The sequence below is a fragment of the Variovorax gracilis genome (assembly GCF_030317115.1).
Taxonomy (GTDB): domain Bacteria; phylum Pseudomonadota; class Gammaproteobacteria; order Burkholderiales; family Burkholderiaceae_C; genus Variovorax; species Variovorax gracilis.
Genome location: NZ_JASZYF010000001.1, coordinates 909,220 through 926,204, shown reverse-complemented (window position 1 = coordinate 926,204; position 16,985 = coordinate 909,220). Strand labels below are relative to the sequence as shown.

General features: G+C 67.1%; 20 protein-coding genes. 12 read left to right on the top strand and 8 right to left on the bottom strand.

Translation table 11 applies throughout. From position 1 onward, the window contains the following. Window positions 1-88 precede the first annotated feature (88 nt). From egtB to QTH97_RS04390, 5 genes are all read left to right on the top strand, one after another. A complete protein-coding gene (gene egtB, locus QTH97_RS04410; protein ID WP_286566838.1) occupies window positions 89-1,336 on the top strand; it encodes an ergothioneine biosynthesis protein EgtB in 1,248 nt (415 codons plus the stop codon). After that, window positions 1,336-2,313, top strand: a complete 978-nt coding sequence (egtD, locus tag QTH97_RS04405; protein WP_286566837.1) for an L-histidine N(alpha)-methyltransferase — start codon at window positions 1,336-1,338, stop codon at window positions 2,311-2,313. The genes egtB and egtD overlap by 1 nt, the downstream gene beginning before the upstream one ends. A gap of 67 nt (window positions 2,314-2,380) precedes the next feature. Next, the gene (locus QTH97_RS04400; protein ID WP_286566836.1) at window positions 2,381-2,662 is read left to right on the top strand and encodes a DUF427 domain-containing protein; all 282 of its coding nucleotides are present in this window, start codon (window positions 2,381-2,383) and stop codon (window positions 2,660-2,662) included. Continuing rightward, a complete protein-coding gene (locus tag QTH97_RS04395; protein ID WP_286566835.1) occupies window positions 2,659-3,399 on the top strand; it encodes a 2OG-Fe dioxygenase family protein in 741 nt (246 codons plus the stop codon). Before QTH97_RS04400 ends, QTH97_RS04395 begins: the two co-directional genes overlap by 4 nt. Window positions 3,400-3,503: 104 nt before the next feature. Then, the gene (locus QTH97_RS04390; RefSeq protein WP_286566834.1) at window positions 3,504-3,950 is read left to right on the top strand and encodes a universal stress protein; all 447 of its coding nucleotides are present in this window, start codon (window positions 3,504-3,506) and stop codon (window positions 3,948-3,950) included. 20 nt (window positions 3,951-3,970) lie between these two features. Here the strand turns inward: QTH97_RS04390 and QTH97_RS04385 are convergent, their stop codons facing one another. Beyond that, complete coding sequence (locus QTH97_RS04385) at window positions 3,971-4,609, bottom strand: RluA family pseudouridine synthase (RefSeq protein ID WP_286566833.1); 639 nt, start codon at window positions 4,607-4,609, stop codon at window positions 3,971-3,973. A gap of 111 nt (window positions 4,610-4,720) precedes the next feature. Between QTH97_RS04385 and QTH97_RS04380 the strand changes: the two genes are divergently transcribed. Then, window positions 4,721-5,902 carry an MFS transporter gene (locus tag QTH97_RS04380; RefSeq protein WP_444813368.1) on the top strand — a complete coding sequence of 394 codons (1,182 nt, stop codon included), beginning with the start codon at window positions 4,721-4,723 and terminating at the stop codon, window positions 5,900-5,902. Here QTH97_RS04380 and QTH97_RS04375 read toward each other — a convergent pair. From QTH97_RS04375 to QTH97_RS04365, 3 genes are read right to left on the bottom strand one after another with little or no spacing between them, the layout of a single operon-like run. After that, window positions 5,891-6,172 (bottom strand): 2Fe-2S iron-sulfur cluster-binding protein, encoded by a 282-nt coding sequence (locus QTH97_RS04375; protein ID WP_286566831.1) that lies wholly within the window; start codon window positions 6,170-6,172, stop codon window positions 5,891-5,893. The two genes, QTH97_RS04380 and QTH97_RS04375, sit on opposite strands and share 12 nt — an antisense overlap. Beyond that, entirely contained in the window at window positions 6,172-6,450 is a 279-nt protein-coding gene (locus QTH97_RS04370; RefSeq protein WP_286566830.1) for a VF530 family protein, read from the bottom strand. Before QTH97_RS04370 ends, QTH97_RS04375 begins: the two co-directional genes overlap by 1 nt. A 2-nt stretch (window positions 6,451-6,452) precedes the next feature. Further along, the gene (locus tag QTH97_RS04365; protein WP_286566829.1) at window positions 6,453-6,599 is read right to left on the bottom strand and encodes a hypothetical protein; all 147 of its coding nucleotides are present in this window, start codon (window positions 6,597-6,599) and stop codon (window positions 6,453-6,455) included. A gap of 107 nt (window positions 6,600-6,706) precedes the next feature. Between QTH97_RS04365 and QTH97_RS04360 the strand changes: the two genes are divergently transcribed. Next, window positions 6,707-7,222, top strand: a complete 516-nt coding sequence (locus tag QTH97_RS04360; protein ID WP_286566828.1) for a GNAT family N-acetyltransferase — start codon at window positions 6,707-6,709, stop codon at window positions 7,220-7,222. 15 nt (window positions 7,223-7,237) lie between these two features. Beyond that, on the top strand, window positions 7,238-8,143 hold the full coding sequence (locus QTH97_RS04355) for a DUF808 domain-containing protein (protein ID WP_286566827.1): 906 nt from the start codon (window positions 7,238-7,240) through the stop codon (window positions 8,141-8,143). Window positions 8,144-8,174: 31 nt separating this feature from the next. Here QTH97_RS04355 and QTH97_RS04350 read toward each other — a convergent pair whose 3' ends face one another. Then, the gene (locus tag QTH97_RS04350) at window positions 8,175-8,363 is read right to left on the bottom strand and encodes a hypothetical protein (RefSeq protein ID WP_286566826.1); all 189 of its coding nucleotides are present in this window, start codon (window positions 8,361-8,363) and stop codon (window positions 8,175-8,177) included. Window positions 8,364-8,667: 304 nt separating this feature from the next. Between QTH97_RS04350 and QTH97_RS04345 the strand changes: the two genes are divergently transcribed. Together QTH97_RS04345 and QTH97_RS04340 are read left to right on the top strand one after the other, a co-directional pair. Then, entirely contained in the window at window positions 8,668-11,784 is a 3,117-nt protein-coding gene (locus QTH97_RS04345) for an autotransporter family protein (RefSeq protein WP_286566825.1), read from the top strand. Window positions 11,785-11,879: 95 nt separating this feature from the next. Beyond that, the gene (locus QTH97_RS04340; protein ID WP_286566824.1) at window positions 11,880-12,308 is read left to right on the top strand and encodes a hypothetical protein; all 429 of its coding nucleotides are present in this window, start codon (window positions 11,880-11,882) and stop codon (window positions 12,306-12,308) included. 13 nt (window positions 12,309-12,321) lie between these two features. Here QTH97_RS04340 and QTH97_RS04335 read toward each other — a convergent pair whose 3' ends face one another. Then, complete coding sequence (locus tag QTH97_RS04335; RefSeq protein ID WP_286566823.1) at window positions 12,322-13,419, bottom strand: M14 family metallopeptidase; 1,098 nt, start codon at window positions 13,417-13,419, stop codon at window positions 12,322-12,324. A gap of 23 nt (window positions 13,420-13,442) precedes the next feature. Continuing rightward, window positions 13,443-14,756 carry an MFS transporter gene (locus QTH97_RS04330; RefSeq protein ID WP_286566822.1) on the bottom strand — a complete coding sequence of 438 codons (1,314 nt, stop codon included), beginning with the start codon at window positions 14,754-14,756 and terminating at the stop codon, window positions 13,443-13,445. Window positions 14,757-14,863: 107 nt separating this feature from the next. Here QTH97_RS04330 and QTH97_RS04325 point away from each other — a divergent pair, with 107 nt between their 5' ends. After that, window positions 14,864-15,757 carry a LysR substrate-binding domain-containing protein gene (locus QTH97_RS04325; RefSeq protein ID WP_286566821.1) on the top strand — a complete coding sequence of 298 codons (894 nt, stop codon included), beginning with the start codon at window positions 14,864-14,866 and terminating at the stop codon, window positions 15,755-15,757. Between the two features lie 10 nt (window positions 15,758-15,767). Here the strand turns inward: QTH97_RS04325 and QTH97_RS04320 are convergent, their stop codons facing one another. After that, the gene (locus QTH97_RS04320) at window positions 15,768-16,094 is read right to left on the bottom strand and encodes a hypothetical protein (protein WP_286566819.1); all 327 of its coding nucleotides are present in this window, start codon (window positions 16,092-16,094) and stop codon (window positions 15,768-15,770) included. Window positions 16,095-16,207: 113 nt separating this feature from the next. Here QTH97_RS04320 and QTH97_RS04315 point away from each other — a divergent pair, with 113 nt between their 5' ends. Further along, complete coding sequence (locus tag QTH97_RS04315) at window positions 16,208-16,864, top strand: alpha/beta hydrolase (RefSeq protein WP_286566818.1); 657 nt, start codon at window positions 16,208-16,210, stop codon at window positions 16,862-16,864. Window positions 16,865-16,985: the final 121 nt, after the last annotated feature.

Below are 16,985 nucleotides of genomic sequence, written 5' to 3'. Positions count from 1 at the left end.
CGGGCCCCCTCCGCTGCGCGATCTTGTCCTACGGCGTTTGCCTGTGTGCATGGGCTAAAAAACCGTTCAAGTCAAAACTGGAGTTCCCATGAACCTCATCCGGCCGGCTCTGCCTGCGGCGGACGACTTGCGCGACCGTTTTCGGACGGTTCGTGCACACAGCCTGGCGCTGGCAGCACCGCTGTCGGCCGAGGACCAGTGCATCCAGTCCATGCCCGATGCCAGCCCCACGAAGTGGCATCTGGCGCATACCACGTGGTTCTTCGAAACGGTGCTCTTGCAGTTGCACGCTGACGGGTATCGGGTGTTCGACCCGCGCTTTCACTATCTCTTCAACTCCTACTACGAGGCGCTGGGGCCGCGTCATCCACGGCCGCAGCGCGGACTGCTGACGCGGCCGTCGCTCGACGAGGTGCACGAATACCGCCGCCACGTGGACGAGGCCGTGGATGCATTGCTGTGCAGCGCACGCGAGAACGACTGGGTAGCGATCGAAGGCATCGTCACTCTGGGCCTGCATCACGAGCAGCAGCACCAGGAACTGATCGTCACCGACATCCTGCACGCGTTGTCGTGCAATCCCTTGCTTCCGGCCTACCGCGCGGCGACCGCGCCGACCTTGCGGCTGGCTTCCGTGGCGCCCGCGATGCGCTGGCTGTCGCAGACCGGCGGTGTGGCGGAGGTCGGCCATGGCGGCGCGGGGTTCGCGTTCGACAACGAGACGCCGCGCCATGCCGTGCTCCTGCAGCCGTACGCCATTGCGGACCGGCTGGTGAATTGCAGCGACTTTGCGCAGTTCATCGCCGACGGAGGCTATCAGCGGCCAGAGTTGTGGTTGTCCGACGGTTGGGCTGCGGTGCAGTCGCAAGGGTGGCGTTGCCCGGCCTACTGGCTCGCGCCGGACGATCCGCGCCTGGCGCACCAGGGTTCGACGGCTGGATGGCAGGTTTTCGGCCTGCACGGCGTGCGGCCGCTGGAGGCGAGTGCACCGGTGTCGCAACTCAGTTTCTATGAGGCCGCCGCATACGCCGAATGGGCCTGTGCGCGCCTGCCGACGGAGTTCGAATGGGAGGCTGCGCACGATGCGCCGGGCATCTCGCAAATGAGCGGCCACGTGTGGCAGTGGACGCGTTCGTCCTATGACCCGTACCCTGGCTTTCGCCCGCTCGCGGGCATCGCGGCGGAATACAACGGCAAATTCATGGTCGGCCAACTCGTGCTGCGCGGCGGCAGTGTCGCTACGCCGGACGGGCACACGCGGCCCAGCTATCGCAACTTCTTCCCGCCGGCGGCGCGCTGGCAGTTCTCGGGGCTGCGGCTCGCGAAGGACCTCTGATGGGCACTCCCGCTTTCAATCTCCATGCGTTCCGGGCCGCACAGCGAGCGGCGCCGCTTTCCGACTTTGCTCGCGAACTGTTCGCGGGGCTGAGCCTCGGCGCGCGCAGCGTCTCGCCCAAGTTCTTCTACGACGTGGCGGGCTCGGCGCTGTTCGATCGCATCTGCGAATTGCCGGAGTACTACCCGACCCGCACCGAAGTGCGCATCCTCACCGACTGCGCGGACGAGATCGCGGCGCAGATCGGCCCCGACGCCGAGATCGTCGAGTTCGGCGCGGGCTCGCTCACCAAGGTGCGGCTGCTGCTCGATGCGCTCGAAGCGCCGAAGCGCTATGTGCCCATCGACATCTCTGGCGAACATCTCGAAGCGGCGGTGGAGCGCTTGCGTGCGGATTACCCCAGGCTCATGGTGCAGCCCGTGGTCGCCGACTACACGATGCCCCTGGTGCTACCCGCCCGCGACAAGGGCGCCGGCCAGCGCGTGGGCTTCTTCCCAGGCTCGACCCTGGGCAATTTCAATCCCGACGAGGCGTTGGCTTTCCTGCAACTGGCGCATCGCTTGCTGCGCGGCGGCGGCCTGCTGCTGGGAGTGGATCTCGTGAAAGACCCGGCGCTGCTGCACGCGGCCTACAACGACGCGCAGGGCGTGACAGCGGCCTTCAACCTGAATCTGCTGCGGCGCGCCAACGCCGAACTGGATACCGACTTCGATCTCGACGGCTTCACGCATGCGGCCTTCTACAACTCGCCGATGCGGCGCATCGAGATGCACCTGGTGAGCCGCCGCGCGCAGACCGTGACCCTCGACGGCCAGCGCTTCGAGTTCGAGGAAGGCGAGACGATCCACACCGAGAACTCGCACAAGTTCACGGTGGAGGGGTTGCGCGCGCTCGCCGTCAAGGCGGGCTTCCGTCCCGCTGCGGTGTGGACGGACCCCGATCACCTGTTCAGCGTGCATTGGCTTCAGGCTGCCTGACTCGACCCGCAAAGGGAATGTGCTACTTTCGTGGATTGAGCGGCGCATCGCGCCATGGAGCCATTGAATGAAAGCAACCTGGAACGGCGTCACCATCGCCGAGAGCGACGACACCGTGCTCGTCGAAGGCAATCACTATTTCCCGATGGATTCGCTCAACCGCGACCACGTGACCTTCAGCAACCACAAGACGACCTGCGCGTGGAAGGGCACCGCGAGCTATTTCTCGTTGCTGGTCAACGGCGAACTCAACACCGATGCCGCGTGGTACTACGCAGACCCCAAGCCCGAAGCGGAGATGGTCAAGGACCGTGTCGCGTTCTGGAAGGGCGTGAAGGTGGCGGAGTGAGCACTGCGTTCAGTCCACCCTTCACACCACCCGATCGACTTGTTCCCACCTTGCGGCAGGACGGCTACGCCGTGCTGAGCCCGCAGGGTGTGGCCGACTGGCTCGGTGCGCCCCTGGCGCAACTCGAGGCCTTGCATGTCGATTGGGCGCACCTGCCGGCCGACGAATACTTGAAGGACGGCGGGCGTTATCGCACGCGACGCCATGCGTGCTTCACGGTGGATGAGGCCGGGGTCGAGCAGGTACCGCATCGCGCGCACTGGCAGCCCGTGGAGTACAACGCGCTGCATGGCGGCATGCAGCGCTGGTTCGCGCCGATGGAGGCCGCCACCGTCGCGCAACCGATCTGGCAACGGCTCATGAGCGAACTCGGCAAAGTGACGAGCGGCCTGCGCGGCACGCAGCGCTGGTACGTCGAGGCGCACCAGTTCCGCATCGACACCACCGACGGCATCGGCCGGCCGACACCGGAAGGCGCGCACCGCGATGGTGTCGACCTGGTTGCTGTCGCGCTGGTCGGCCGGCACAACGTCAAGGGCGGCGAAACGCGTGTATTCGAGGCCAGTGGACGGCGCGGCGAACGCTTCACGATGACCGAGCCATGGTCCCTGCTGCTGCTGGACGACGCCCGCGTGATCCATGAATCGACCCCGATCCAGCCACTGGTGGAAGGCGAGCCGGGCTGGCGCGACACGCTGGTCGTGACTTGCCGCGCCGGAGCTTTCCAGGGCGATTGAGGCCGAGGCGCCGACCGTAGACGTCCTACATCCGCAGGCATGGGCTTGGATGTAAATTCGAGGCCCGATTCGCCCGCGAATCCTGTGCATGAAAGAGGTCAGCCATGTTCAATCACATCCTGGTCCCGATCGACGGGTCCGAAACGTCGATGCTGGCGGTCAGCAAGGCCAGCGGGCTGGCCTTGGCCTTCGGCAGTCGCATCACGCTCATCCACGTGGTGGACAACTATCCCTTCATCGGCGTGGGTGCTGACTACGCGCTCGGCCAGAACGAATACCTCGCCGCTGCCACCAGCAGCGCGAATGCCGCGCTGGCGCGTGGCGTCGCGGCGCTGGCGGCCGAAGGGCTGCATAGCGATCAGCGCGTCATCGATGGGCACGTGGTGCATGAGGGCATCGTCGACACCGCCATCGCCATCGGCGCGGACCTGATCGTGATGGGCTCGCACGGTCGGACCGGCATCGAGAAGTTGCTTCTCGGCAGCGTGACGCAGCGGGTGCTGCAGGACGCCAAGGTGCCGGTTCTGGTGGTGAAGGGCGACCTCAGCTAGGAAAGGTCGAATCTCGCAGCTCAGGCGAATGGCGGCGCGCTCTCGAAGCGGCAGAGCCTTCCATCGGCAGGGTGCTCGAATTCGAGCATCGTCGCGTGCAACAGCAATCTTGGCGCGCGGCGTTGGATGTCTTCGTTCCCGTAGAGCGCATCTCCGAGGATCGGGTGGCCGATCGACAGCAGGTGCACGCGCAATTGATGGCTGCGTCCCGTCAGCGGTTCCAGCCAGAGGTGACTGGCACGGCGTTCGGGCAACGGCTCCTTCACGCGCCATCGCGTCTGGCTGGGCTTGCCGGCGGCATCGATCTTCTGCAGGGGCCTTCTCGGCCAATCCGCGATCAGCGGTGCATCGATCAATGACCAGTCGTCGGAGGTCGGCAGCAGGCCGTCGACGATGGCTTCGTAGCGCTTGCTCACCTGCCGGCTGGCGAAGGCATCGCCGAGCGCGCGCTGTGTCGCCGGGTCGCGCGCCATCAGCACCAGGCCGCTGGTCGCCATGTCGAGCCGGTGCACGACCAGCGCATCGGGCCAGCGCCGTAGTGCGCGCGCACTGAGGCAGTCCTGCTTGTCCTCCCCGCGGCCGGGCACGCAGAGCAGGCCGGCGGGCTTGTCGAGCACCAGCAGGTGCGGGTCTTCATGGATCAGGTGCAGGTCGGTCATCGCAGGAGAAGTCTAGGAGCTGCGGGCTCGGCTATCCTCGTCGCGATGTCTGCCGCTGCCGTTCCCCCGAATTCGTCTCGATTTTCCGATCTCACGCGCGAGCGGCCCTTCATGCAACTGTGGGTTGCGCGGTTGTTTGGCACCGCCGCGAGCCAGATGCTGCTGGTCGCGATCGGCTGGCACATGTATGAGCTGACCCAGAGCGCGTGGGACCTGGGCCTCGTCGGCCTCTACCAGTTCGTGCCGGCGCTGCTCCTGGCCTTGCTCGCAGGGCATGTGGTCGACCGGCATCACCGGGGGCGCATCGTCGCGGCCTGCTTCGCGGTGCAGGGCGCGGTGGCGCTGGTGCTGCTGCTCGCGGTGCACGTCGCGCACGACTCGCGTGGGCTGCTGCTCGGCCTGTCGCTGGTGCTCGGCGCGGTTCGCGCGTTCCAGATGCCGGCGCAGCAGGCGCTCACGCCCTTGCTGGTACCGCCGATCCTGCTGCCGCGCGCGATGGCTTTCAGCTCTGCAGGCATGCAGGGCGCCATCATCGGCGGCCCGGCATTGGGCGGCCTGCTGTTCGTGGCGGGCATGGGGGTGGTGTATGGCGCCGCCTTCGTCTTCTTCGTGGCGGCGGCCGTGCTGGTGATGCGCCTGCACTACGTCTTCACGCCGGCTGCGCGGGAGCCGGTGACGCTCAAGACCGTGCTGGCCGGCGTCGACTTCATCTGGAAGCGCAAGCCCGTGCTGGGGGCGGTATCGCTCGATCTTTTCGCGGTCCTGCTGGGCGGCGCCGTCGCGCTGCTGCCGATCTACGCCAAGGACATCCTTCACACCGGTCCGTGGGGCCTGGGTCTGCTGCGTGGCGCGCCCGCGATCGGGGCGTTGTTCATGTCGATCATGCTCACGCGCCGGCCGATCGAGCGCCACGTGGGCCGCGCGCTGCTGATCGCTGTGGCGATGTTCGGCGTGTGCATGGTCGTCTTCGGCATTTCGCGCAGCTTCGTCGTGTCGCTCATCGCGCTGGCGGTCTCGGGCGGCGCGGACATGGTCAACGTGGTGATCCGGCAGACGCTGGTGCAGCTCGAAACGCCCGACGCGATGCGCGGCCGCGTGAGTGCGGTCAACTCGATCTTCATCGGGGCGAGCAACCAGCTCGGCGAATTCGAATCGGGCGCCACGGCGGCGCTGCTGGGGCCTGTGGGGTCCGTGGTGGCGGGCGGTGTCGGCACCGTGCTGGTCGCGGCGGCCTGGTTCCGGCTGTTTCCCTCGCTCGCGCAGAGGGATCGGCTCGTCAAGCTAGAACACTGAAAACGCGTAAGGCACGTCGAGCGTCACGTCCCCGAGCGGCTCGGCCACGCACGGCAGGATCCAGCCTTCGGCTTTCTCGTCGGCGCTCACGCCCGGCCATTCGATGCGGTAGCGAATCTCGCCGGCCACGAGCTTGCAGAGGCAGGTGCGGCAGGTGCCGTTGCGGCAGGAACTCGGCAGTTCGATGCCGCCGGCGTCGGCGGACTGGAGCAGGGTGCGGTCGGACTCGATGTCGAAGGTGAATCCGCCCGGTTCGACGTGCGCCTTCATCACGGCCGATGCGACGGCGATTGCTGGCGACGCTGGTCGCGGAGCATGAAGAGGTAGAGGCTCTCGACCTTCTCGCGCGCCCAGGGCGTCTTGCGGAGAAACTTGAGGCTGGACGCGACGCTCGGGTCGCTGGTGAAGCAACGCAGCGGAATCCGCTCGCCCAGCCCCTGCCAGCCGTAATTCGCCTCGAGGGCGGTCACGATGGCTTCCAGCGTGAGGCCGTGCAACGGATTGCGCGGCTGCTTCTGTGCTGGCGTGGGCTGTACGGGCGTGTTCACGGTTACTTGTTCTTGAGCTTGCCGCGCGGAATGACCGCCGTGGTGATCGTACGGACCGGTTCGATGCCGGCGCCCGGCGGCTTGGGCGGCGAAGTGTCCTTCTTCGGTTTCTTGGCTTCCTTGTTCGTGCGCTGTTGACCTTTGGCCATGTGAATCTCCGGATAGATGCGAATGCGACGGTCAGTTTAGCCTCGGCGTTCCGGACTTTGGCGACGCGGCGACAATACGCCCCTTTACGTTCGTTCCTCCCGCATTCATGTCCGATTACGAAGTCCGCCCCGCCACCCTGCGCGATGCCAAAGCCGTCGCCGAAGTCCATGCCGCAGCCGCCCAGGCCGCCTACGCAGACATCCTCCCCGAGGACCAGCTGCGCGCGCTGGCCCCCTCCACGCGCGAGGCCAAGTGGCGCGAGGCGATCGAGTTCAGCGAACCCCAGGTGCAGGTCGCGGAGATCGACGGCGAGGTGGTGGGTTTCGTCGGCTTCGACCGGTCGCGCGATCCCAAGACGCCGTCCACCACGGGCGAGATCTGGGCCATCTACGTGAAGCCCGAGCATTGGGGCAAGGGCGTCGGCGTCGCCTTGTGGGACGCCGCGCGCGACGGCCTCGAGGAAGAGGGCTGCACCGTGGTCACCGTCTGGGTGCCGCTGCGCAACGACCGCGCCATGCGCTTCCATGAGCTCGCCGGTTTCAAGCGCGAGATGAAGACCGCCAAGACGACCGCCCTTGGCGCGGTGAAGATCGAGGAAATCCGCCTCAAGCGAGCCGTTTGATCGGGCGCGCGGTCGATGGCCACCAGTCTCCTGCTGCTGCTCGATGACATCGCGACGGTGCTCGACGATGTCTCGGTTCTCACCAAGGTCGCGGCCAAGAAGACGGCTGGCGTGCTCGGCGATGACCTGGCGCTGAACGCGCAGCAGGTGTCGGGGGTCAAGGCCAATCGCGAGCTGCCGGTCGTGTGGGCGGTGTGCAAGGGTTCCTTCGTGAACAAGGCGATCCTGGTGCCGGCCGCGCTGGTGATCGGGACCTGGCTGCCCTGGCTGGTGACGCCGCTGCTGATGATCGGTGGCGCCTTCCTTTGCTTCGAAGGCTTCGAGAAGCTGGCGCACAAGTTCCTGCACAGGGAGGAGCACGCCGCCAGCACCACGGCCCATGAGCAGGCGGTGGCGAGCGAGGAGGTCGACGTGGTCGCGACCGAGAAGGCAAAGATCAAGGGCGCGGTGCGCACCGACTTCATCCTTTCCGCCGAAATCATCGCGATCACGCTGGGCACGGTGCAGGGCCAGCCCTTCGTCACGCAGCTTTCAGTGCTGGTGGGCATCGCGCTGGTGATGACTGTCGGTGTGTACGGCCTCGTGGCCGGCATCGTGAAGCTCGACGATGCGGGCCTCTACCTGAGCCAGCGCGAAGGCGCCGGTTCGCGCGCCCTGGGCCGCGGGATTCTGGCGGCGGCGCCCTGGCTCATGAAAGGGCTGTCGATTGCCGGCACGGCAGCGATGTTCCTCGTGGGCGGCGGAATCCTGGTGCATGGCGTGCCGGCCGTCGGCCATGCGATCGAGGCCTGGACCTCGGGCGTCGGCGGCTTCTTCGGCGGGCTGGCATCCATGGGGGCCAATGCCGGCGTCGGCATCATCGCGGGCGCCATCGTCCTGGCCGTCGTCGAAGTCGTGAAGAAGCTTCGCGCCAAGCGCTGAACCCGGCGGCGACAACGCGCCGCCGCGCGCTTCATCGCCCCTTGGCCTTGGCCCGCTGGACCAGGTCGACCACCACGAGCGCGATGCCGAGCACCAGCGCAAACCATCCCACGATGTAGGCCCCCCCGATCATTTCCCGCCAAGTCGGCGACTGCAGGAAGTTCGGCGCGATCAGCACGGCCGCGCCGATGAGGATGCAAAGGATGCCGCGCTCGAGCATTCGCGGCGCTCTGGAAGGTCTGGATGCCATCCGGGGAGTTTACGGGCCTGCTCCCTGCCGCCGACTTGCCGTCGCGGCCCGATCGAGGTGAGCGCCGCGGGTCGCTGCCCCGCTTTTTTGTGACAACGGCGCCCGGCCGTTCCCAGCAATGCCTTCCTGCTATCGAAAGCGTAGCGAAATCGAACGCAACCGTCGATTTGCACCAGGATCGTGAAATTTTCTCCGTTCAAAAGAGTACCGAAGAATTACATTCGTAAGTATTCGTTTCACGTGCCGCGTGAATTTCAACTCGGGAAAAAGCTTCATGAACTGCGTTTTCAGCATCGTCTGGAACTCATCGCAGCATCGCTGGACCGTCGCGGCGGCGCTGTTCGGCCTGGCCGGCACTGCCTCGGCCACCTGCACGACCGCCGCGAATGCCATCACCTGCGATGCGACTGGCGTGGCAACGGGCACGGCGGGTCAAGGCGCCGCCACGCTTTCCGGCACTTCGGTGATCGTGCGGCCGGCTGCGATTATCAGTTCGGCGGGCCTCACGGCCATCAGCGTTGGCGACAATTCGACGATCCTGATCCAGGCCGGCGCCAAGGTCGAGAACAAGGCGCCGGGCGGCACCGACGGCAAATACGGTACAGGCGCGAACACCATCGAATTCCGCTCTGGCAACACGCTGACGATCGAGCAGGGAGCCAAGGTGCTGTCCACCGGATCGGCGGGCGACGCAGAGGCCGTCAATCCGATCGGCTCCGGCAACCGCATCGTCAACGGCGGGGAGATCCGCTCGCAGGCGGGCGGCGCGGCGATCTGGTTCCAGCAGTCCTCCACCGGCACGAACACCATCGAGAACGAAGCGACCGGCATCATCGAATACAAGAACGGCGCGGGGAACATCGTGGGCGTGGCCGGCAGCATGGCGCTGGACTTCAGCAACAAGGGCCGATTGGTCGGATCGCTGAACTTTGCCGATGCCGACGACACGCTCAGGATCTACAGCGGCTCGTCGATCTCCGGCACGATCAACGGCGGCGGGGGCCGCAACCTGCTGACCTTGAACGGCACGGCCACGGGGGTCTTCAACCAGACGCTCTCCAACTTCCAGACCCTGGTGAAGAACGACAGCGGCAGCTGGACCTTCAACAACTCGCTGGCCGGCGCGGGCATCACGAGCACGCGGGTGGCCGGTGGCACGCTGATCCTCGGTGCGGATGCCAGCGGCTATACCGGCAGCATGACGGTCGATGCGGCCGGTACGCTGCAGACGAGCGCCGGCTTCATGCCGAAGTCGATCACCGACCACGGCCTGGTGCGCTTCGAACAATCTGCCGACGCGACCTACGCGGGACTGCTCAAGGGCACGGGCGGCATCGAGAAGACCGGCGCCGGCAAGCTGACGTTCACGACCAACCAGGAAATCACCGGTACCACCACCATCACGGGTGGCGTCCTGCAGCTCGGCAATGGCGGCACCGCCGGCAAGGTCGAGGGGCCCATCGTCAACAACGCCGCGCTCGTCATCCATCGCCAGGACGCCATCGGCTTCGCGAACCCCATCAGCGGAACCGGCCACGTGACCCAGCTCGGCGCCGGCACTACGCTGTTCACTGCCGACAACACCTACAGCGGCGGCACGACGATCACGGCAGGCACCTTGCAGCTCGGCGATGGCGGTACGACGGGCAGCGTGGTGGGCAACATCCTCAACAACGCCACGCTCGCCGTGAACCGCTCGAACACCCTGACGCTTGCGGGGGCCATCAGCGGCAGCGGAGCGCTCCGGCAAGTGGGACGCGGCACGACCGTGCTCTCGGGTGCCAACAACTACAGCGGAGCGACGACCGTCGCAGCGGGCACGCTCAAGGCGGGTGCCGCCAACAGCTTCAGCGCCGTGTCCGCACACACCGTGGCGACGGGTGCGACGCTCGATGCGGCGGGCTTCGACCAGACGGTTGCCACGCTCCGCAACGCTGGCACCGTCAGCCTTCTGAGTACCGCGGCCGGCAGCACGCTCACCGTGAACGGCGCCTATGTCGGGAACAACGGCGTGCTGAGCCTGGGCACGGTTCTGGGAGGTAGCGCCAGCCTGAGCGATCGCCTGATGCTCAGCGGCCCCGGCGCCAGCGCGAGCGGCAACACCACCGTGCGCATCACCAACCTCGGCGGGCTCGGTGCTCAGACGACGGGCAACGGTATCGAAGTGGTGAGCGCGCGCAACGGCGCCACCACGACGGCACAGTCGACCCGCGATGCCTTCGCGCTCGCCAACGGACACGTCGATGCGGGCGCGTTCGAATACCGCCTGTATGCGGCCGATGCCCAGGGCGCGGGCGAGAACTGGTACCTGCGCTCGGAAACCACGCTCGTGCCGCCGGATTCCTCGGTCAAGCCGGAGTCGCCTTCAGCCGGTCCTGAAGATTCGGCCGCATCGACGAAGCCGCCTGACGCGGGCAGCGAAGCATCGCGCACCGCAGTGAAGGTCCCGACCTACCGCGCCGAAGTGCCTCTTTTCGCCGCGCTGCCCGCACAACTGCGCCAGACCGATCTCGCGATGCTCGGCAACCTGCATCGCCGTGTCGGCGACGAAGAGAGCGCCCATGCGAGCCGACAGGCATGGGCCCGGGCCATCTACGGCGATCTCGACATCCGCCAGGACGGCACAGCGTCGGCGCAGAGCAAGGGCCATGTGAGCGGCCTGCAGGCCGGCACCGATCTGCTGGCCACTGGCAACTGGCGCGCTGGCGTCTACGTGGGCTACCTGGACGGCAGCGCGGACGTCAGCGGCAACGCGCGCGGCACGCTCGGCAGGGTGGGCTACAACGATCTGCAATCGCGCTACCTCGCCGGCTATGCGACCTGGATGGATGCGAGCGGCGTGTACGCAGACGCCGTTCTCCAGAGCGGCAGCCACCGCTACACCGTGCGCCCTGATGGCAACCCAAGCGCCTCCGGCAAGCCGAACAGCACCACCGCGTCGATCGAGGCCGGCAAAGCCTTCGCGCTGGCCGACGGCTGGGCCGTCGAACCGCAGGCCCAGCTCGCCTACCAGCGCAGCAGCTTCGACGACGTGCTGATCGGCGGCGCCCGCGTGCAGCAGGACGCCGACGGTGGCTGGATCGGCCGCCTCGGCGCGCGCATCAAGGGCGACATCGCCACCCGCGCCGGACGCCTGCAGCCCTACGGCCGCTTCAATGTGTACTACGCCGGCTCGGGCACCGATGTCGCGACCTTCGTCGGTCCGGCGGCCAGCACGCGCATTGCCAGCAGCACCGGATACACCTCGACCGAAGTCGCGGCCGGCATGACGCTGGCGCTGACGCCCGTCGTCACGCTCTATGGCGAGGCGGGTCGCCTCTTCAACGCGGGCGGCGACGTGAAGGTGAAGTCGTCGGTGCAGGGATCGCTGGGCATGCGGGTGAGCTGGTAGGCGAGCGGGCGCTCCGCGGCTTTCGGTTCAAATAGGGGCTTCAGCGGCCGCCCTGCAGCGGGGCGGCCTTCGAAGCCATCGCCCGACCGAACACCATGGAATTCTTCCGCCCCCGAATCCTCGCCATTTCCGCGCGCGTCGTCGCGCCCTTGCTGCTCGCGGCTGCCGTCTCGGGCGTGACGGCCCAGCAGGCCACCTCGCAGGATGCAAACCGCTTTCCCTCGGCGGCGGTGGGCTTCCTCGGCGGCGAACTGCCGGCGATGGAGGCTGCCATCGCGGCGCGCGACAGGGACTACTTCGAGGACGCAATGGGCCGCATGCTCGACTTCTCCGACACGTGGGGCTTCAAGTCGCATGACAATCCCGCACTGGCGCGCTTCCCGATGTGCACCGAAGCGGTGTCGGACTTCCTGGTGGTCGGCATGTGCCGCATCATGACCACCAGCTCCGCCTGCGAACCGGGCATGGCGACCCGCTTCAACACGAACCTCCAGAAGTGCCGCGAGCTGGCGGCGCGGCTCTGAAGGGGCCGACCGTCTAGGCGCCCTTGAGTCCCTGCAGGGTCTGCAGGAGCACCACGCGGGCCTGGCCGAGCACCATGCCCTTCCACTCGTCGTTGTCGCAGTAGAAGGCGTCGCGCAGGTCTTGCCGGATCGCGCGCTGCTGCTCGGCCAGTGCTTCCGGGTGGCGGCGCAGCCACGTGTCGGCGCGCAGGCGCGTCATGACTTCCATGTCGGGCAGGGTGCCGAACTCCAGCCCCATCAGGGCCGCACTGGCCTGCGGACACTCGTCGTAGATCGCCGAGACCACCGGGCCCGAGACGTCCGCCGAGGCCGACTGGCCGTCGAAGGGCGCGAACACGTCGGCGCCCCACCAGGCGCGTGCCTGTGCCAGGTCGGCCGGCGCGTTGCGGCCCGGGTAGATCTTCTCGCCGTGTCCGTAGGGGCCGAGGCCGGTGTGGATGTCGATCCACCCGATGTGCGTGGCGGCCGTGCCGTACTTGCGCAAGATGCCGCGCATGGTGCGGTTGCTCCACGATGGCGCCTTGCCACCGTAGAACACGCCTTCAGGCGAGTCGTACTGCCCGGCCGTGACCGCGGCGCGATAGGCCCGCATGCCGTGCTTCTCGATGTACGCAGCCATCGCCGACTCGTCCGCGCCGGTGGGCGGCCAGGTGGCCGGCAGCACGAAGGGCTCGACGTCGGCATAGGCGGTGTTCACCGGCAGCGGCGCATCGAAGTCGATGTGGTTGCGGTTCAGGTCGATGTTGTCTTCGTTGGTGCGGTGCAGGTGCGAGAAGCCATGCGGGTTGACGGCATGCACGAGCAGCAGCGCGACACCGGCCTGTTCGAGTCGCGATATCAGGTCTGCATCGTTCAACGTCGCGACCTGGCAGCCCGAGCCGCAGAAGCCCTCGGGGCCGTGCGTGCCCGAACTCACGATCATCAGCCTGGCAGCGTCCGGCTTGCCGAGCAGGGCCACGTCGGTGGCCAGCGTTTCGCCCAGGGCGCCGCGATGCGCTTCGAGCACGAAGGATTCGACGGCCGCGCCGCGCTGGGCGGCTGCCTCGAGGAATTTGCGCCGTGCCTCGGCGTAGGTGCCCGAGAAGTGGCGGGTGGCTGCGGTGCTGTGCATGTCTTGTGTCCTCGGAATCGCGATCAGGCCGGCTGGTGCGCGCCTGCCGCGTCGATGTCCTTGCCTGTGAAGTCCTTGAGCCAGAGCAGGCCCAGCAGCGAGACCGTCGTCATCGCCAGCAGGTACCAGGCCGGCGCAAGCTTGTTGCCGGTGGCGTTTAGCAGCCAAGTGCTGATGAAGGGCGAGAAGCCGCCGAACAGCGCCACGCCGACGCTGTAGACCAGCGACATGCCGCTCGCGCGCACGTGCTTGGGAAACATCTCCGGCAGCATCGTGATGCCGGGCACCGTCTGCACCACCAACGTGAGGCTCAGCACGCCGACCACGGTGAAGAGCACGGCAGGCGTGGGCGACATGTTGAGCCACAGGAAACCCGGGTAGATCAGCAGCACCAGCGCGATGCGACTCCAGACGATCAGCGGCTTGCGGCCGATGCGGTCGGACCAGCGGCCGACGAAGGGCGCCAAGCCGAAGGACAGCAGTCCCGTGAGTGCCGCGCCGAAGAGCGCCACCGGCGGCGGCATGCCCAGCTCGCGGATGGCGTAGGTCGGCATGTAGAAAGTCACGACGTAGGCGGCCGCGGTGCCGCCGATGATGCTCAGGATGGCCGCGAGCACGGTCTTGCCATGTTCGCCGCACACCTCCGACAGGCTGCTGCGGCGCGGCGCCGCGTTGGCCGGCTCGGGCCGGATCTCCAGAGATTCCTCGAGGTGGCGGCGGATGTACATGCCCACGGGCGCGATCAGCATCCCGAGGAAGAAGGGCACGCGCCAGCCCCAACTCTCCATGGCTTGCGGCGTGAGCGCCGTCGACAGCCCGCCCACGACCACGGCGCCGAGCAGGATGCCGAGGCCCTGGCTCGCGAACTGCCAACTCGCCATGTAGCCGCGGTTCGCCGGCGTTGCATGCTCCACCAGCAGCGTGGTGGACGCGCCCACCTCGCCACCCGCCGAAAAGCCCTGGATGAGCCGCGCCAGCACGATCAGGAGTGGCGCCGCGACGCCGATCTGCGCGTAAGTGGGGGCGAAGGCGATCAGTGCGCAGCCCAGCGCCATCAGGAAGATCGTGAGCGTCATGGCCTTCTTGCGGCCGGCGCGGTCGGCATAGGCGCCGATCACGATGCCTCCCAGCGGCCGCATGACAAAGCCGACGCCGAAGCTTGCCACCGTCAGTAGCAACTGGCCGTAGGAATTGAAGGTTGGGAAGAAGAGCTTTCCGATCACCAGCGCGAGGAATCCGTACACGGTGAAGTCGAAGAATTCGAGCGCGTTGCCAATGGTGGTCGCAACGATCGTCTGGCGCCGGCTGATCGGCGTGCGGCTGGTCGGGTGGGTCATCGGTTCGGGTTGGGTGATGTCGTTGGGTTGTCGCGCCGGGATGCTAGAGAAAGGTCTTGATCGTGAAAAGACAATAATTGAGACCTAACGATAACTTTTGGTTTTCAATGAAGCCGAACCAGCTCCTTGCGTTCGTGGCCGTGGTCGAGCAGAAAAGCATCCGGGGTGCAGCCCGGGCGGTCGGGATTTCGCAGCCGGCGGTGACCAAGATCGTGCGCGAGCTGGAGCGCGAAGTCGGCGCGCCGCTGGTCGAGCGCAGCGTCAAGGGCGTGCGGCTCACCCCCTACGGCGAGGCCTTTGCGCCGCGCGCGCGCTTGCTGCTGGCCGACATGCGCCGCGCACGCGACGAGATCGCCCAGATCCGGGACGGCGCGACCGGCAAGGTGGCGGTGGCCGTGAGCACGTCGGTCGCGCTGACCCTGCTGCCAGAGGCCTTCCGCGAGTTCCACACGCGCCTTCCGGCCGTCGACGTGCATTTCAGCGAAGCGGTGCTGCCGTGGATGCTGGCGCGGCTGCGCGACGGTCATCTCGACTTTGCCGTCGCGCACGTCGGGCCGGGCGCGCTGCCTGCCGAATTCGAAAGCGTGGATCTGTTCCCCGTGCAACTGGCCGTCGGCGTGCGTGCGGGCCACCCCTTGCGCCACTGCCGCTCGTTGCGCGAACTGCACGACGCGGAATGGCTGCTTCCCGGCGATGGCGAACTGGGCCGCGAATTCGTGGCACCCATCTTCTCTCCCATCGGGTTGACGCCGCCGGCCCGCATGATCCTCGGCGAGTCCGTCACGGTCGCGCTGGGCCTGGTCGGACACATGGATCTCGTCGGCATGTTCGTCGAGCCTCTGGCCGAACTGGCCTTCGGGCATCACGGCATCGTGCGCGTCGAAGTGAAGGACACGCTGCCGACGCTGCAGGTGTGCGTGATCCGGCGCAGGGGCCTCCAGCTCACGCCGGCCGCGCGCCATCTGGTCGAATGCATCCAGCAGGCAGCGACGCGCCGATGAAGTGATGCGGCTAGGAGAACGCGCGTGCGAAAGCGGCGGCGGCCGCTCGTGCCTCGTCTTCCGACTGAAGCGCCGCCGCCAGCACCTTTGCGCCAGCCACGGCCGAGACGGCCAACGCTTTCTTGGGGCACAAGCCCAGGCAACTGCACTGCACGATGCGCAGGCGCACCGGAAGGTTGTGCATTTCCTTCTTGAACAGCTTGCGGACATCCTTGGCCTTGAGCTTTGACGGTCCGTTGCTGCGTTTCTGGCATTCGCCGCACACCAGGGCCACGCCGCCGAACTTGGGTCTGACGAGGAGGGCGCCGGCGATTTCGGTGTCGGGGGAGGAGCTCAAAGTGGTTTTCCTTGGCGTGGGCGCAGATCCTAAGGCCCACCGGTTGCCATCCAAGTCAGCCAAGCTGCCGTCCTGACGGGAATTGCCCTCCGTTCTGCGGTAACTTCGGAGCCATGTCACTTCCTCCCATCGAAATCGAAACCGGTCCGAATCCCACGGCGACCGTCCTCCTCATGCACGGCCTGGGGGCCGACGGCAATGACTTCGTGCCCATTGCCAACGAACTCGACCTCTCGGCCGTCGGCCCGGTCCGCTTCGTGTTCCCCAATGCGCCGGTGATGCCGGTCACCATCAATGGCGGCTACCGGATGCCCGCCTGGTACGACATCCTGGGCCCCGGCCATCCGGAGGACGAAACCGGCCTGCGCAGTTCGCAGGCGGCGATCGAGGCGCTTCTCACGAAGGAAAAGGCACGCGGCATCCCGGCCAGCCGCATCGTCATCGCCGGCTTCTCCCAGGGCTGCGCCATGTCGTTCATGACCGGCCTGCGCCACCCTGAGCGGCTGGCGGGCATCGTCGGCCTCTCGGGCTACCTCCCGCTGGCCGACACCATCGCCACGGAGCGAAGCTCCGCCAACCAGTCGACCCCCATCTTCCAGGCCCACGGCCAGCGCGACGGCGTGGTCCCTCTCGCACGCGCCACCTACGGCCGCGACGCCCTCAAGGCCCTCGGTTACGGCATCGAGTGGCATGAATACCCCATGGAACATTCCGTCTGCATGGAGGAAATTGCCGATCTCAACGCCTTCCTCCTGCGCGTCCTGTCCTGACGTTTTTTCCCGCGAATGCCGGCGCAGTCCGGCCCGCTGGCAGAACACCGCGGAACCGGCTCCGCCGGACCGCCGGTGTTGCCGCCGGTCGGGGAGGTAGCGAAACGACACGAAGTGCGTG

What these genes read in the sequence shown, in the direction of transcription:
- egtB (WP_286566838.1), top strand. Translation starts at nt 89, where the DNA reads ATGAACCTCATCCGGCCGGCTCTGCCTGCGGCGGACGACTTGCGCGAC.
- egtD (WP_286566837.1), top strand. Translation starts at nt 1,336, where the DNA reads ATGGGCACTCCCGCTTTCAATCTCCATGCGTTCCGGGCCGCACAGCGA.
- QTH97_RS04400 (WP_286566836.1), top strand. Translation starts at nt 2,381, where the DNA reads ATGAAAGCAACCTGGAACGGCGTCACCATCGCCGAGAGCGACGACACC.
- QTH97_RS04390 (WP_286566834.1), top strand. Translation starts at nt 3,504, where the DNA reads ATGTTCAATCACATCCTGGTCCCGATCGACGGGTCCGAAACGTCGATG.
- QTH97_RS04385 (WP_286566833.1), bottom strand. Translation starts at nt 4,609, where the DNA reads ATGACCGACCTGCACCTGATCCATGAAGACCCGCACCTGCTGGTGCTC.
- QTH97_RS04380 (WP_444813368.1), top strand. Translation starts at nt 4,721, where the DNA reads ATGCAACTGTGGGTTGCGCGGTTGTTTGGCACCGCCGCGAGCCAGATG.
- QTH97_RS04375 (WP_286566831.1), bottom strand. Translation starts at nt 6,172, where the DNA reads ATGAAGGCGCACGTCGAACCGGGCGGATTCACCTTCGACATCGAGTCC.
- QTH97_RS04365 (WP_286566829.1), bottom strand. Translation starts at nt 6,599, where the DNA reads ATGGCCAAAGGTCAACAGCGCACGAACAAGGAAGCCAAGAAACCGAAG.
- QTH97_RS04360 (WP_286566828.1), top strand. Translation starts at nt 6,707, where the DNA reads ATGTCCGATTACGAAGTCCGCCCCGCCACCCTGCGCGATGCCAAAGCC.
- QTH97_RS04355 (WP_286566827.1), top strand. Translation starts at nt 7,238, where the DNA reads ATGGCCACCAGTCTCCTGCTGCTGCTCGATGACATCGCGACGGTGCTC.
- QTH97_RS04350 (WP_286566826.1), bottom strand. Translation starts at nt 8,363, where the DNA reads ATGCTCGAGCGCGGCATCCTTTGCATCCTCATCGGCGCGGCCGTGCTG.
- QTH97_RS04345 (WP_286566825.1), top strand. Translation starts at nt 8,668, where the DNA reads ATGAACTGCGTTTTCAGCATCGTCTGGAACTCATCGCAGCATCGCTGG.
- QTH97_RS04340 (WP_286566824.1), top strand. Translation starts at nt 11,880, where the DNA reads ATGGAATTCTTCCGCCCCCGAATCCTCGCCATTTCCGCGCGCGTCGTC.
- QTH97_RS04335 (WP_286566823.1), bottom strand. Translation starts at nt 13,419, where the DNA reads ATGCACAGCACCGCAGCCACCCGCCACTTCTCGGGCACCTACGCCGAG.
- QTH97_RS04330 (WP_286566822.1), bottom strand. Translation starts at nt 14,756, where the DNA reads ATGACCCACCCGACCAGCCGCACGCCGATCAGCCGGCGCCAGACGATC.
- QTH97_RS04325 (WP_286566821.1), top strand. Translation starts at nt 14,864, where the DNA reads ATGAAGCCGAACCAGCTCCTTGCGTTCGTGGCCGTGGTCGAGCAGAAA.
- QTH97_RS04315 (WP_286566818.1), top strand. Translation starts at nt 16,208, where the DNA reads ATGTCACTTCCTCCCATCGAAATCGAAACCGGTCCGAATCCCACGGCG.